Below are 14,158 nucleotides of genomic sequence, written 5' to 3' on the forward strand. Positions count from 1 at the left end.
GTAAACCAAGTATAACTGAAATCATTAAACCCTGAACCAGCTTTTTACAATCACTGAAAAATGCCTACATAGTTCTTAAATATGGACCATGTTTCTATTGGTCATAAACTCTTAAGATGGGGATGCAAGAAGAAACGACATTGTCGTCCTCGTTTGATGACAGCCGTTCTCGTGGAAATATATCTCATAAAAAAGGTGGGTTTTTGATGAAAGGTAAAGGAATAAAGCTAGCACTTATGAGTCTAATGCTACCAGCTCTGCTGGCAGGCTGCGGTGGCGGAAATAACAATGCGAAAGCTACCAATGCACCTACAAATGACAAGGCCGAAGCTACTGCCGAAGCAACAGCTAGTGCAGGGGAAAACACACCCGCCGAAAAAATCACACTGAAGTTCTTCACCGCGCTCGCGGATCGGGCCAATGGTTCAGGTAAGGTAGAGCAAGACATTATCGATGCTTACATGAAAGAGAACCCTAACGTCAAGATTGAAGTGGAAGCGCTTCAAGATGAGCCTTACAAATCAAAAATCAAAGTGTATGCCTCCAGCAATCAGCTTCCCGATATCATTCAAGCCTGGGGTCAGCCCTCCTTCCTGAGTCCGCTGCTGGATAACGATCTACTGCTTGAACTGAACAGTGCTGACTTCGAAGGTAATCAGTTTGTGTCCGGATCCATGGACGGCTTCAGTAAAGACGGTAAGCTTTACGGCTTGCCGCGTGGTGCCGACTACATGGTGATGTACTATAACAAAAAAATATTTGCTGACAACGGCATCGAGGTTCCAAAAACAACAGATGATTTGCTTGCCGCCGTCAAAACACTTCGTGCCAAGAAAATTAACCCGATCGCTATGAATGGTATGGACGCTTGGACACTGCCTATCTGGTATGAATTTGTAGCCCAACGTCAGACTGGCGATTTCAATACAATGGATGAAGCTGTTGCACGTAAAATATCCTTTACAGATCCTAGTCTGGTTGCAGCTGCAACTGAAATGCAGCAATTCGCCGATGCTAAAGGTTTTGCCGATGGCTGGCTGACTGCCGATTACGGTGCTGCACGCAACTTGTTCGGACAAGGGCAAGCTGCCATGTTCTTTATGGGCGCTTGGGAGTCCGGTCTGGCAACAGACGAGAACTTCTCTGAAGAATTCCGCAATAACGTAGGTGCTTTCGCATTCCCAGCTTCAGCTAAAGGTAAAGCAACCGATGATGCCGCTTGGTATGGTGGTGGATATGCAGTCAGCAAAAACTCCAAACATGCTGAAGCCGCTGTTGATTTCTTGAAATATTTCTTCGCTCCAGAGCATTGGTCTAAAATGCTATGGCAAGCTGGCGCGGGTACACCTGCGCAGCAATTCGATCAATTCCTAACGGGTAACGAAACCCAGCTGCAAAAAGAATTGATTGAAGTGTTCAGCTCCATGACCTCTTCCAGCGGTACTCCACTGCAGGATGTGGGTGACGATGAGTTCAAGCAAAAGGTAATGGAGGCGCATCAAAGCCTGCTATCTGATGCGATTACCCCTGAAGAATTCGCCAAAGCACTGGATGCTGCATCCGATAAATTCGCTGGTAAATAAACCAGAGAACTACAAAAAACATGAACCTTAGCGCTCCTGAAGTAAGCTTATAGATGGCAGTGCGCAAACCCCGGCTTCCCCCAGAGGCCGGGGTTTTGTTTTCGAAAAAATGTATACACCGATCTGAAATTTACGGCATGTTCCGGTGCCTGGCTTCCCGTTACGATGGTAATAGATAGATTACTCTTTAAAAGGACGGAGATTTCCATGCACAGAGTGTTAAGCGACAAAAAAGCGATATTCTTACTCATCGCACCTGGACTGTTCCTATTTGCTTTTATGATCTGCATCCCTATCTTCATGAGCGCTTATTACGGTTCTACGGATTGGGGCGGAATCGGCAAATACAATTTCATCGGCTTTGATAACTACCGCGAAATTCTATTTCATGACAAAGTGTTCTGGAGATCGCTGGTCAATGCCCTGCTCCTGACCGCTGCCACTGTATTTTTACAACATCCCTTTGCCATTCTCATGGGGATATTCCTAACCAATTCCGGCAAATACGAAAAAATATTCCGGACGATCTTTTTTATCCCCGCTGTAATTTCCGTCGTCGTCACAGCCAAGCTGTGGACCGGAATTTTCCATCCGAACTACGGACTGCTTAACAAGCTGCTAAGCGGAGTTGGATTGGACGCACTTACGCATGATTGGCTCGGTGATCCGAAGACAGCCATCTGGTGCATCATCATTGTTGTTATGTGGCAAGGCTTTGGTTATGCACTGCTGCTGTATTATTCAGGTCTGCAAGGCATTCCGGAAGATTTAAGCGAAGCCGCAAGAATCGATGGCGCCAACAACTTTACCCTCTACACGCGTATCATCATTCCGCTGCTTTCGCCGATGATGCGGGTTGCCATCATCATTGCCGTCACCACCTGTCTTAAGCAAATGGAAACCGTATTCTTAATGACCAACGGTGGCCCTGCAAATAGCACACAGTTCCTAGGGAACTATCTGTACAAAACCGCCTTCTCATCATCGCTATACGGCTATGGTAATGCCATTTCGATTCTGTTTATTGTGTTCTGCCTGATCCTAACCGTTATCCTCAACAAGATTTTAAAGAAAGATATCGGAGAATTTTAAAGAAACCCTGTAACCGGAGGATATCCTATGAATAATTCCTTATCGCCTGCCGCTTCACCCCCTAAGCTAAACCTTCACAAACAAGAACGCAGAAAGCCTACAACCGGCAAAATCCTAATGATGGTGTTCCTGTGTATCATCGCGTTGATTCAGTTATTTCCGCTTATTTGGTTGATCGATTATTCCCTGCTCAAGAGCGGTGAGTTCTTCGGAAGCTCATTTCTGAAATGGCCCTCTCCACCCCAGTGGGAGAACTATCGAAACGCTTTTACCTACGGGCGTGTGCCACGTTATTTTGCCAACAGTCTTATCATTACAGTGATAACTGTTATGCTCTCTGCGCTGGTGTCCCTGATGATGGGATATGCGTTTACCCGGATGAAATGGAAGCTAAGTGGCATTGTCCTCTCTCTAATCATGTTAGGCATGATCATCCCGATTCACGCCACATTGCTGCCAAACTTCATTCTGTTTAACAAGCTTGGGATGCTGAACAATATGTATACATTGATTTTGCCTTACTCAGCCATTGTCATCCCCATGAGTGTCCTGATTATGACCGGGTTCCTGGAGACCATCCCACGGGCTATTGAAGAGTCCGCCGTTATTGATGGCAGTGGCATTTACGGGTTAATCTTCCGTATCATCCTGCCCATCACCAAACCCGCGCTGGCAACCATCTGTGTGCTCAACTTCATCAGCACTTGGAATGAATTCATTATGGCGAATACCTTCCTCACCTCGGAAGATCTTAAGACGATTCCCTTCTCCATTATGAAATTCACTGGTGAGTATTCATCCAACTATGGTGCACAGTTCGCGGTTATGACGATCATCGCTATCCCAACCATCCTGATCTACCTGCTCTTCACAGAACAGATGACCAAGGGAATTACCGCTGGAGCGGTTAAGGGCTAACACAATAAACTTAATCCTAACAACATTAAAAGGCTGACAAGACAGGTTTCATACCCGTCTTGTCAGCCTTTATTCATTCTTACTAATATCTCTTACGGTCGTTGCCAATCCTCCCTCAGCCATTCAACCAAGAGGAGCTCTGGCACATTCACTTTATTAACTTCGGCATAGTCTCTCACCCGTTCAAGCAAACGTCCCGCGGTTCCAGCACTAACCTCTAAACCATGTGCGTTCAGTACATGTATGATTCCACCACTTCCGGAATGTTTACCTAACACAAAATGATGTGCTCTCCCCACCTCTGTGGGATCAAAGGTCTGGTAGGTGGCTGTTTCTTTCAACAAACCGTCAACATGTATCCCAGATTCATGTGTGAAGGCGAGTGATCCGACGATTGGTTTGGCATCGCCGACACTTCGGCCCGAGGCTGTGATCACCCTATCCGCCAGCCCTTTCAAACACTCCGGACGTACGCTGCTCTCCCCGCCATAAAGATAACGCCAAGCCATCACTACTTCTTCCATTGCTGCATTCCCGGTACGTTCACCAATCCCTGCTACCGTAGTGCTTGCCCAGACCGCACCCGCGGCAATACCGCTAAGTGTGTTTGCAGCCGCAAGACCAAAATCATTGTGGCAGTGTACCTCAAGCTCTACATCTACAGGAACAGCACTAAGTAATGTGCTTACCCGCTCTGCCATTTGACCCGGATGATGAGCAGATACCGTATCTGCATAACGGAACCAACGAATGCCTTCTCTATATAATGTATTTACCAGTTCAACCAAGTACTCCATACTTGCCCTTGAAGAGTCCTCCATCCCCACCGACACAGTCATTCCTAGCCGTTGACCATATTCCGTCGCATGCAGTAATCTTGTCAGACCTTTGGCAGGTGTTAAACCTAGCTTACCTTGTAATTGAATTTCCGAGACAGGGATCGATACATGACTCCAGTTCACACCCGTCGCCCAAGCTTTGTCGATATCACTTTCCAAAGCCCGATTCCAAGTCATCATCTTCATAGGTAGACCTAAATCAGCGATAGCCGCAATATCTTCTTGCTCTTGCTTGCCCATGGCAGGAATTCCTACCTCTGCTTGCTCCACTCCGCATTCCGACAGCAACCTTGCGATTTCCAGCTTTTCTTCCCTCGTGAATGAAACTCCAGCCGCCTGTTCACCATCCCTAAGTGTCGTATCGCATAGCCTGAGACTTTTCACGGTTTACCTTCCTCTCCGCAGCAAGTGCAATTCGGATTACGGGTAATATGGACGCTGTAACAGGCGAAGTCGAGTGAATTGAAGCGATGCATTACGCCCGCATAAGTCGTCCCTACCCTTGTAACCCATTTTACGGCTTCCAACGCAGCCAGACAACCCGCAATTCCGGAGGTTTACATTACAATTAAGATTTCTATGTAAGGTTATATAACCTGTTCAGCTCTAATTCCGTTTTCACTTTGTTTATTTACACTTAATTCTGAGCACTATGTCATGTTTCTAGGCCAAATTCTAGATTATAAATAGATATAATCCCATTTATTTCTGCAACTTTTATTGACAATGACTTTCATCTCGTATATGATCTCTTTAGGCAAGAACACATTGAATAATCTTAAAAATTTAATATATCCCGTAAAGGGGAGTAGCTGTTAAATAAAGTCGTCAATACGAGAATATGAGGATATTCTCCGGCTTTATTGGCAATTCACATTGTTAGCGAGACCTTTACCAATCAGGTTAGACCTTTATTCCAAAGGCTAATCTGTTTGGTAAAGGTCTTTTTTATATAAATTTGGTTAAAATGGTAGGGTAGATATCTTTTGGTAGATATTTGCATTCAAAAAGGGAGGACAACAGTAATGGATTGGGGATTATTATTAGAGTACGGTTGGGTATTGCTTGTTCTGGTAGCACTAGAGGGACTACTCGCCGCAGATAACGCATTGGTATTGGCAATTATGGTTAAGCACCTTCCTGATGAGGAAAGAAAAAAAGCGTTGTTTTACGGATTAGCGGGGGCCTTCGTGTTCCGATTCGGTTCGCTATTTGTCATCTCCTATCTGGTCGATATCTGGCAAGTACAAGCCATCGGCGCGATTTATTTATTATTTATCGCGGGTAATCATATTTTCCGAAAACTGTTGTTTAAGAAACCTGTCACAGATGAAGCTGCTGAAAGCGGCACTGACGGTGCGGTCAATAAAAAGAAATCCAGCTTTTGGTTTACTGTTCTGAAGGTAGAAGTTGCTGACATCGCCTTCGCGGTCGATTCCATCCTAGCCGCAGTTGCACTCGCGGTTGCTCTTCCTGCAAGTGGTCTTCCAAAAATCGGAGGCCTTGATGGCGGACAATTCCTCGTCATCTTTGCCGGTGGATTTATCGGTCTGGTCATTATGCGTTTCGCAGCTTCCTTCTTCGTTAAGTTGCTGCATTCCCGTCCAGGACTTGAAATTGCAGCCTTCTTTATCGTAGGTTGGGTGGGTGTTAAGCTCTCAGTCATTACATTGGCGCACCCTTCACTTGGTGTTCTGTCCGAAGATTTCGCTCATAGTACCTGGTGGAAAGCCACCTTCTACGTTGTGCTCGTACTCATCGCTGTAATCGGCTGGTTTATGAGTAGCCACAAGGTTGAAGAGAATGTTGGCGAGAATCCGGTTCGAGAAGTAGACAAACAACTCGGTAAGTAATCGTTAAAATACAGCCACAAACCATACCCCGAAAGATGCACCTTCTGAACAGGTGTCCGTCTTTCGGGGTATTGCTATTTATCCTCGTTTTTGCTCTCGATATTCCTGCGGCGTACAGCCAACGGTTTTTTTGAAGAATCGAAAAAAATAGTGCTGATCACTAAACCCGAGCTGGCCGGAGATCTCGTGCATTTTTAGAGCAGTTCCAAGCAGCAGCTCCTTACTCAGCTCCACTTTTTTCTCCAGAATATAATCAGAAATCCCCTTCCCTGTCGTTCTTTTATACCAGCGTGACAGATAGGACGGATTAAGTGAGACTTCCTGCGCAATCCGGGTTAAGGATAAATCATCGGCCAGATGGGATTTAATATATTGGTGGATCATGGACAGGATATTCGATTCATCATGTTTATAGGTAGCGCTTCTGTTCGAGATAATCCATTCAAAAAACGTGTGATAAAAAGAGATGACATCCGACCAGTGTGTATTGATATTAAAATATAACATGCGTGATAAATTCATACCGCTATGTGCTTTTTCCGTTAAACCTAACTCTTGTAAAGTCTGCAGCAGGGTGTTGCTGATCCCAGACAGTAATCTTAATCTCAAAAAAGGATCCTCCGGCCCACCTTCCCCCGAGAGCTCCACCCATTTGCGAAAAGATGTGCCCCAATCGAGATCACCTTCAAGCAGCCGTTGTTTTAAATAGTCGAGCAGTAGTTCCGCTGTTGCATTTCGATTATGCATAGAACCTGGACTTGGGCTCACTTCCTTGGTATTTATCCTCAGCAGCTTTTCCATCCCAAGTCCGGGGCTATCAAAAATGGCTAATCGTAAACGGTTCAAGGCATAGTTCAGCTCATGCCAATGCACTTCCTGATCACTAGCGATAATAGACACAGATAGTTGCAGACATTTGCCACAGGCTTGCTGAACGGATTCCATTGTTCCGTGGACGAAGCGGAGCGTTTTTAACCAGAGCTCTTCTTCCTTGATTGAGGATACACTTTCACTTTTAGGCTGAACAAAACAAGCTATCGTCCCCGGATCCAGATCCACAGCCTTAACTTCAACCTTGTCGCTGAGCAGCTCCTCCGCAATATTGGCTACCGCATAACGAATTAAGCTCCGGTCAGAAGCCGTTTCATAATTTCGCCAAGCCTCCATTCGCAGAATAATAGGCAGGACGGGTCCATCCGCGTTGAACGGGAGCTGAATGGCGTCGAATTCAACCTGCAAGCTCTGCCGGTCTATCCGTTCGGTGCGTCTTAGAATATCGTGTAATAATTGCTGCTGTAACTGGGGCAGCGCGCGCGGGAGCTTGTCGCGAAGCCACTGGCTTTTATAGAAATAATCCTCTTCTGAAGATATTTTCTCCAAAGTCAGCTCCACAGCGGCACGAATTTTATCCATCCCCTCTGTCTTCAATAAATAGTCAACTACACATGGATTTCGGATCGCCTGATGGGCAAAATCGAATTCATTATGTCCTGTCAGCAGAATTACTTTACAACGTGGCCAGCGGTCGACAATTTCCTGAATTAACGCCATTCCATCCATACCCGGCATACAGATGTCACTAAGCACAATATCTATTTTTACGGTATTAAGCCAGTCTATGGCATGATCCGCTGAATGAACCTTTATGATCTCCAAATCTTTAAAATCTGCCTTTACAAAAAATTCGTACAGCCCATCCAAAATATTAGGCTCATCATCAACTATCATCATTCGTTGCATCCTGCACGTCCCCTTTAAGCGGTAAATTGACTCTTACACAAAGTCCGCCCAAACAACTTCTCTCTGCCATCAAGCCATAAGGGGAACCAAATTTGATCCTCAATCTCTGATTCACATTTAATAAACCCGTGATTTCCCCCTGAATGGCATTCTGCTCGGAGAACTGGCGCTGCAAGAGATTTAACTTGTCCTCACTAAGTGAGTCACCGTTATCTTCTATTATAATAGTCAGCGTATGCTCAACTTTTTCATAACTCATTTTTAATAGGCCATTGCTGCTTTTTTGCTTAAGCCCATGCTCGAATACATTTTCAATAATGGGCTGTAGGAGAACCCGTGGGACTTTGATGTCCCGGCAATCCGCTGCAATCTCATCTACCTCAGCTCTAATTCTCGCTCCAAAACGAATCCGCTGTATAGCCAGATAGACCAAAGCATGCTCCTGCTCTTGCTGCAAAGTAACCTCCTGGGCGGAATCCCGGGTCATGTACCGAAAATATTGCCCTAAATAATCAGAGAACTCCTTGATCAGCTCTACATTTTCCACCTCAGCCATCTGTTTTATGCTAAATAGACTGTTGTAGAGAAAATGAGGGGTGATCTGCGATTGTAAATGTTTAAGCTCCGCTTCCCCTGTCCGGATACGCTGCACGTAGTTCTCATCGATTAACGTATTCAGATGCTTAAGCATCTCATTGAAACGAGAATATAGATACCCAAACTCATCCCTGCGGGAGTGAGTAATAAAGATCCCCGTCTGCCCCTGCTCCGCTTTCTTAAACCCTCTGATAAGAATAGACATCGGGCGATGAATCATCCTGTACGTCCATAAAGAGAACAAGATAATGATCACTATCGAGACAACGAACAACAACCATAGCAACAATGAGTAGACATGAATCGGCTTCATGAGCACCGTATTGGGAATATTTGCGGTCAGCCTAAAGTTATTGCTGTGATCGTAGAGCGAATAGTAAAAAGAATTATCAAAACGATACCGCTGCACACTTACAGTCTCTTCACTATTTAGAGGTTTCTCTATGGGGAACAACCTAGGCTTCTGGTCAGAAGTTGATATCACATAATCGTTATTGCCGAAGGCTAACGTAATATCGCTCCCCCCTGATACCGCAAATTCTTTCAAACGCAACTCAAGCTCAGGTGAGGAAAGCTTCACTCCCAGCAAAAAATTAGGTGAAAGATTACGATCCAGATTATAGGGATTACTGCGCAGTAAATATAACTCGTCTTCGTATTTAGATAAAGCACCCTTCAGATTACCCATAGTGGCCAGCAGACTTTGCCATTCCTCGTTGGTGACATCCCTAACCCCCACCGCAGCGCTAACCCGCTTATTAATTTCCGGTACATAATACACAACATCACTAATATAAGGACTGGTTTCTTTGATTTGTTTTAGCTTGGTGTATATATTGTTCAGATTAGAATCCACTTCGTACCGGCTCATAATTGGAATACGGGTACTGAAAGTAGCCAGCGTTTCATCCTGAGAGTACTCCGTGACTAAGCCCGTTATCCGTTGCAGCTCAAATTCAAGATGGCTGTAGTAAAAATGAACCTTCGATTCGTTCGCCCTCTCCACTTCAGCTTGCATTTGGTTGGAGCTATAGTAGGTAATAGATATACTCAGCGCGCAGAGTGGAAGCATGACCAATAGGAAAGCTCCGATCAGCTTGATCACAATGGAATCGGGGTTCCACCCGATGGAGAATGATTTCATTGGAATGTTCTCCCTCTTCTATCGAATAATAATAAAGAAGGAGCCGTGTTCAGGCTCCTTCTTATATTTAGGTCCAGTCCAGTTTAACCCTTTACACTACCCACGACTAGTCCATGCACAAAATATCTTTGCAGGAACGGATAAATCGCCAGGATCGGAATGATAGACAAGAAGATCTGGGAGGCTTGCGTTGTACGGTCTGAGATTTGGTTTAATAACGCAGCTTGTTCAAAAGTAATATTTTCAGTCTGGATCGATACCTGCTGAAGTATGGATTGTAAATAGGTGGCCAGCGGATAATGTTCCGGGCTTCTCATATAAATCATACCATCGAACCATGCATTCCAGTGACCCACCAAAGCGAACAACGTAATGGTCGCAATACTTGGCATAGATACCGGCAGATACACACTCCATAACGTGCGTAAGTGTCCCGCACCATCCATCCATGCGGCTTCCTCCAATTCTTTGGGCAAACCTCTGAAGAAATTGAGCATAAGCAGAACATTAAAGATCGGCACCGCGCCCGGTATAACAAGCGACCAGATGCTATCCAGCAGCCCCATTTCTTTTACAATTAAATAGCCAGGAATCAGACCCCCGCTGAAGAGCATCGTGAACACAAAAATCCAGGCATACACGGTCCGTGAGCGGAAGGACTTTGCCTCTTTAGACAGCGGATAAGCTACTAGAATCGTAAACAACAAGTTAACGGATACCCCAAGCACTACCCGGAGCAGACTAGTTCCGAAGGAGTGAATGAACTGGTTGTTCTGAAGGATATATTTATAGGAAGAAAGTGTGAAATCCACAGGCCAGAAGGTTACGCTACCCGCGTTAACAGCTGCGCTGGAGCTGAAGGAGATCGCCAGAATATTCACGATTGGAAAAAGACAAAGCACCGCGAGCAAAGTCAGAAATACATAATTGCAGCGGAGAAACCAACGATAAGCAGTTGAAGTATGGTGCATTTAGTCCACTCCTTTCTCTCTAAAAAATCCGATATTTAGCAAAACGATACGCCAGATAATAACCCAGCCCGATAAATACGAAGGAAACTACCGATTTTATCAATCCTAGTGCGGTCGATACAGAGTACTGAGCATCCTGTAGACCAATTCGGTAAATCATCGTGTCCAAAATATCACCTGATTCATACACTAGCGGATTGTACAGGTTGAACACTTGGTCAAATCCCCCGTTCAGGACGTTGCCAAGGCTGAGTGTAAGCATCAGGATCATAATCGGGCGAATGCCCGGAAGCGTAATATGCCACGTCTGCTTCCATCTTCCGGCACCATCGATTACAGCAGCTTCATAAAGGGAGGAGTCAATGCTGGTTAAAGCCGCCAAATAAATAATCGTCCCGAATCCAAACTCCTTCCATTGATCTGTGATCACTAGTACGTATGGGAACCAGCTATTGTCCGCTAGAAATTGAATAGGCTGCATGCCTAGTGCTTTTAAAAGCATGTTGACAATCCCGCTGCTCGGAGACAGTACATCTACGATAATCCCGCCCAAGATAACCCATGAGAAAAAGTGCGGCATATAAATAATCGTCTGAATCGAACGTTTGAAGCCGTTTACACGAACCTCATTAAGCAATAAAGCCGCTATAACTGGCACGGTCAGGCCAGCAATAATTTTCATGACGGAGATAAATACAGTATTCCATACGACCTGACCAAAACCGGGAAGCTCAAACAAATAACGAAAGTTTTCGAGCCCTGTCCAGTTCATATTCTTAAACCCTGAGATCGGGGAAAAATTCTGGAAGGCAATTACAAGGCCAGCCATCGGAATATAACTAAAAATAATGATCACTATTAAGGCAGGTAAAATCATTAAATGGAGCGGAATATTACGTAGAAATTGCTTAGTATTAAAGTGCATATGCTTTCTCCTCCTTGTATCTCAATTATAGAGCAGCCCCAAATTGCCTTAATAGTGTAGCGTATTGACTTTAAGTATCTTTTGTTGACCTGGTTATCGAACCGAATAGCTGTTCAGCCAAAAAAAGAACTGCCCGTTTGTCATTATCATGACTAGGGGCAGTCCTCTTCTGCGTCGTTTTTACTAGTTTGCTTTTACGATATCATTTACTTCTTTCGTTATTTGATCTCCACCGAGCTTTTTCCAGTTGGCTACGAATTTGTCGAATTCATCGATAGGAAGACTTCCGTAAATGATTTTGACAAAGGTCTCTGCACGCAGTTTATCCAAGGTAGCCGCTTTGCTGTTCATCGTTTTAGTTGGGGCATAAATGAACTCATTCATCAACACCAAGTCGTTGTCGCGGTAGTGTTTGATAACCGATTGTGAGCTAAGCGGCCCAAAGATCCGTTCCATATGCCATTTATCAAGATCTCCACCGCGGTAGCTTTGAATATCATCATAGAATAATTTAGCTTCAAGGCCCATGTTTGAGGTATCTCCCGATTCAAGGGCTTTTTCCACTTCATCCTGTGCCTTTACATTTTTGTTCGGTGGCAGGTTGGATACAACCGCGTTTTGGAAGCCCAGACCTGTGTCCCCGTTCAAATATTTTGCCCGTTCTGTTTTAGCGGACTCCCCAAACATTTTCTCTGCTTGGAAGTTAAGCAGCTTGATCAATGCCTCCGGATGTTCGTAGCCCTTACGGACCGCGAATACGCCACCAATTGTAAGATGGTTTTGGGTTTTGGCAGGTTGGTCATCAATAGATTGTACTGGATAAGGCACCCAGTTAACATTTTGATCCTTTTTAATCATGTCCTTTACTTGGAAAGGGGCCCATTGCGGCAAAAATAACATACCGGATTTACCAGCATTCACATCCTCCATCGCTTTGGCAAAGTCTTTTACCCCAAACTCTGGATCAATGACTCCTTCTTTATACAATCTTTGCAGCTCCGCAAGTCCAGCCTTTACCTCCGGTTGAATCGTACCATTCACAACCTCGCCATCGGCGTTTTTGATCCAAGTTTCCAGGTAAGCATGGTACCCGAGTAGAAACGCATTGATTGGCAAGTCCTTGTTCAACGAAATGCCGTAAGTATCCTGTTTGCCATTTCCGTCTGGATCTTTAAATGTAAAGTCTTCTGCAATCTTAATAATATCCTGCATGGATGTTGGCTCTGCCAGATTCAGCTTGTCCATCCAGTCTTTTCGAATCCATATCATATCAGAGGAATCCAGCGAACCCGGGAAGCTTACCATCGCCATCAGTTTTCCATCTTTCGTAACCGGCTTTAGCCCTGCTCCGTCCTCTTCTGCGTAATATTCTTTGACAAGATCCGAAGCATATTTATCAAATACCCCGGTCAAATCCTCCAACATGCCAGCTTCATAAAGCTGCTCAAATTGCACCGTGGACACCTTTAACAAATCAGGCAAATCCCCGCTCGCCAAGGTAACGTTCATTTTATCGTTATAGTTGGCATCAGCCACAATCCAGTCATAGGACACTTTAATCCCAAGCTCTTCCTCGTATCCTCTGGTCCAGATGTTATTGGAATGTGTATCGCCCTGCGCCAACGTCTCTTTGCCTGTTTCGTTCATCGTGGAGCGAAGTTTGATCGGCGGATCATATTTGGTTAAAGGGCCGCCTTCCATTTCCGTTTGCGCACTAGTGTTTCCCTCTGCGGTACTACTACTGTTTCCACTATTATTGCTGGAGCAACCACTGAAAACTAATGATAAAACAATGGCCGATGCCATTAAAGGCAAGCCTTTAATCTTTCTTTTCATCTATTGAACCTCCCTTATTTTCTATATCCTAATTGTAAGAAGAAAGCGTTAACACAGCGAGTGTGAACCGTTTACATTCGGTATCTTTTCTTTACCTATTCATGTTCGCCTAACAAAGCTCCGCTTTAGGGTCACTCTGATTATCATAATACTGTGAGTTTGTAAGTGTCTATGTATTGGTAATTAATTACACAAAAAAGAGGCTGATCCTTATGCTATCCCTTAAGAATCTTAGCCATCAAGATTACCTATTTAGTGAGCCGGCGGTGCATAGTGTAGGCGGATTGGACTGAGGATTGCGCTGAGGATTACGCTGAGGATTACGCGGAGGATTGCCCTGAGGATAAATTAAGCGTTGAATTACGCATTGAATTACGCGGCATTACGCGGCATTACGCGGCATTACGCGTTTAATTGTATTTAGTACACTTATAATGCATCAAATCACTCGGCCAAAGGATATAAGTGTATTCCGTACACTTATATTCTTGCTTTTCTCGCCAGTAGGTGAATTCTCTAGTTTTTAGTTGCAGAGAATGCAATTAAAGATACACATTCACCTTTTGCATAAGAAATAGCTGTATAGAATGCAGTTATTTTGCGGATTCCAGCAAGAATCGGCGCACAAAAAATGCTGAGAGAATACTGGAAACTGCATCT

At 44.7% G+C, this 14,158-nt stretch carries 10 protein-coding genes; 4 read left to right on the forward strand and 6 right to left on the reverse strand.

What is annotated here, in order from left to right; all coding sequences use genetic code 11:
* Positions 1–206: 206 nt before the first annotated feature.
* The 3 genes from MHI51_RS25015 to MHI51_RS25025 all read left to right on the forward strand — a co-directional run bounded on the left by MHI51_RS25015 (position 207) and on the right by MHI51_RS25025 (position 3,593).
* Entirely contained in the window at positions 207–1,583 is a 1,377-nt protein-coding gene (locus MHI51_RS25015; protein WP_076129193.1) for an ABC transporter substrate-binding protein, read from the forward strand.
* A gap of 207 nt (positions 1,584–1,790) precedes the next feature.
* Positions 1,791–2,675 carry a carbohydrate ABC transporter permease gene (locus tag MHI51_RS25020; protein ID WP_036679565.1) on the forward strand — a complete coding sequence of 295 codons (885 nt, stop codon included), beginning with the start codon at positions 1,791–1,793 and terminating at the stop codon, positions 2,673–2,675.
* Between the two features lie 27 nt (positions 2,676–2,702).
* Positions 2,703–3,593, forward strand: a complete 891-nt coding sequence (locus MHI51_RS25025; protein ID WP_036679567.1) for a carbohydrate ABC transporter permease — start codon at positions 2,703–2,705, stop codon at positions 3,591–3,593.
* Positions 3,594–3,685: 92 nt separating this feature from the next.
* Here MHI51_RS25025 and MHI51_RS25030 read toward each other — a convergent pair whose 3' ends face one another.
* The gene (locus tag MHI51_RS25030; protein WP_076277611.1) at positions 3,686–4,816 is read right to left on the reverse strand and encodes a homocysteine methyltransferase; all 1,131 of its coding nucleotides are present in this window, start codon (positions 4,814–4,816) and stop codon (positions 3,686–3,688) included.
* Between the two features lie 641 nt (positions 4,817–5,457).
* Between MHI51_RS25030 and MHI51_RS25035 the strand changes: the two genes are divergently transcribed.
* A complete protein-coding gene (locus tag MHI51_RS25035) occupies positions 5,458–6,285 on the forward strand; it encodes a TerC family protein (protein WP_036679597.1) in 828 nt (275 codons plus the stop codon).
* Positions 6,286–6,363: 78 nt separating this feature from the next.
* Here MHI51_RS25035 and MHI51_RS25040 read toward each other — a convergent pair whose 3' ends face one another.
* From MHI51_RS25040 to MHI51_RS25060, 5 genes are all read right to left on the reverse strand, one after another.
* A complete protein-coding gene (locus MHI51_RS25040) occupies positions 6,364–8,025 on the reverse strand; it encodes a response regulator (RefSeq protein WP_076277612.1) in 1,662 nt (553 codons plus the stop codon).
* Positions 8,003–9,766 carry a sensor histidine kinase gene (locus tag MHI51_RS25045; protein WP_076218886.1) on the reverse strand — a complete coding sequence of 588 codons (1,764 nt, stop codon included), beginning with the start codon at positions 9,764–9,766 and terminating at the stop codon, positions 8,003–8,005. The genes MHI51_RS25040 and MHI51_RS25045 overlap by 23 nt, the downstream gene beginning before the upstream one ends.
* An 83-nt stretch (positions 9,767–9,849) precedes the next feature.
* On the reverse strand, positions 9,850–10,737 hold the full coding sequence (locus MHI51_RS25050; RefSeq protein WP_038573097.1) for a carbohydrate ABC transporter permease: 888 nt from the start codon (positions 10,735–10,737) through the stop codon (positions 9,850–9,852).
* 19 nt (positions 10,738–10,756) lie between these two features.
* Complete coding sequence (locus tag MHI51_RS25055; protein WP_036679607.1) at positions 10,757–11,662, reverse strand: sugar ABC transporter permease; 906 nt, start codon at positions 11,660–11,662, stop codon at positions 10,757–10,759.
* 183 nt (positions 11,663–11,845) lie between these two features.
* A complete protein-coding gene (locus MHI51_RS25060) occupies positions 11,846–13,498 on the reverse strand; it encodes an extracellular solute-binding protein (protein WP_076194604.1) in 1,653 nt (550 codons plus the stop codon).
* Positions 13,499–14,158 lie beyond the last annotated feature (660 nt).

The organism is Paenibacillus sp. FSL H8-0260, from assembly GCF_045040625.1.
Taxonomy (GTDB): Bacteria; Bacillota; Bacilli; order Paenibacillales; family Paenibacillaceae; genus Paenibacillus_AQ; species Paenibacillus_AQ odorifer.

What these genes read in the sequence shown, in the direction of transcription:
- MHI51_RS25035 (WP_036679597.1), top strand. Translation starts at nt 5,458, where the DNA reads ATGGATTGGGGATTATTATTAGAGTACGGTTGGGTATTGCTTGTTCTG.
- MHI51_RS25045 (WP_076218886.1), bottom strand. Translation starts at nt 9,766, where the DNA reads ATGAAATCATTCTCCATCGGGTGGAACCCCGATTCCATTGTGATCAAG.
- MHI51_RS25020 (WP_036679565.1), top strand. Translation starts at nt 1,791, where the DNA reads ATGCACAGAGTGTTAAGCGACAAAAAAGCGATATTCTTACTCATCGCA.
- MHI51_RS25040 (WP_076277612.1), bottom strand. Translation starts at nt 8,025, where the DNA reads ATGCAACGAATGATGATAGTTGATGATGAGCCTAATATTTTGGATGGG.
- MHI51_RS25060 (WP_076194604.1), bottom strand. Translation starts at nt 13,498, where the DNA reads ATGAAAAGAAAGATTAAAGGCTTGCCTTTAATGGCATCGGCCATTGTT.
- MHI51_RS25015 (WP_076129193.1), top strand. Translation starts at nt 207, where the DNA reads ATGAAAGGTAAAGGAATAAAGCTAGCACTTATGAGTCTAATGCTACCA.
- MHI51_RS25055 (WP_036679607.1), bottom strand. Translation starts at nt 11,662, where the DNA reads ATGCACTTTAATACTAAGCAATTTCTACGTAATATTCCGCTCCATTTA.
- MHI51_RS25050 (WP_038573097.1), bottom strand. Translation starts at nt 10,737, where the DNA reads ATGCACCATACTTCAACTGCTTATCGTTGGTTTCTCCGCTGCAATTAT.
- MHI51_RS25025 (WP_036679567.1), top strand. Translation starts at nt 2,703, where the DNA reads ATGAATAATTCCTTATCGCCTGCCGCTTCACCCCCTAAGCTAAACCTT.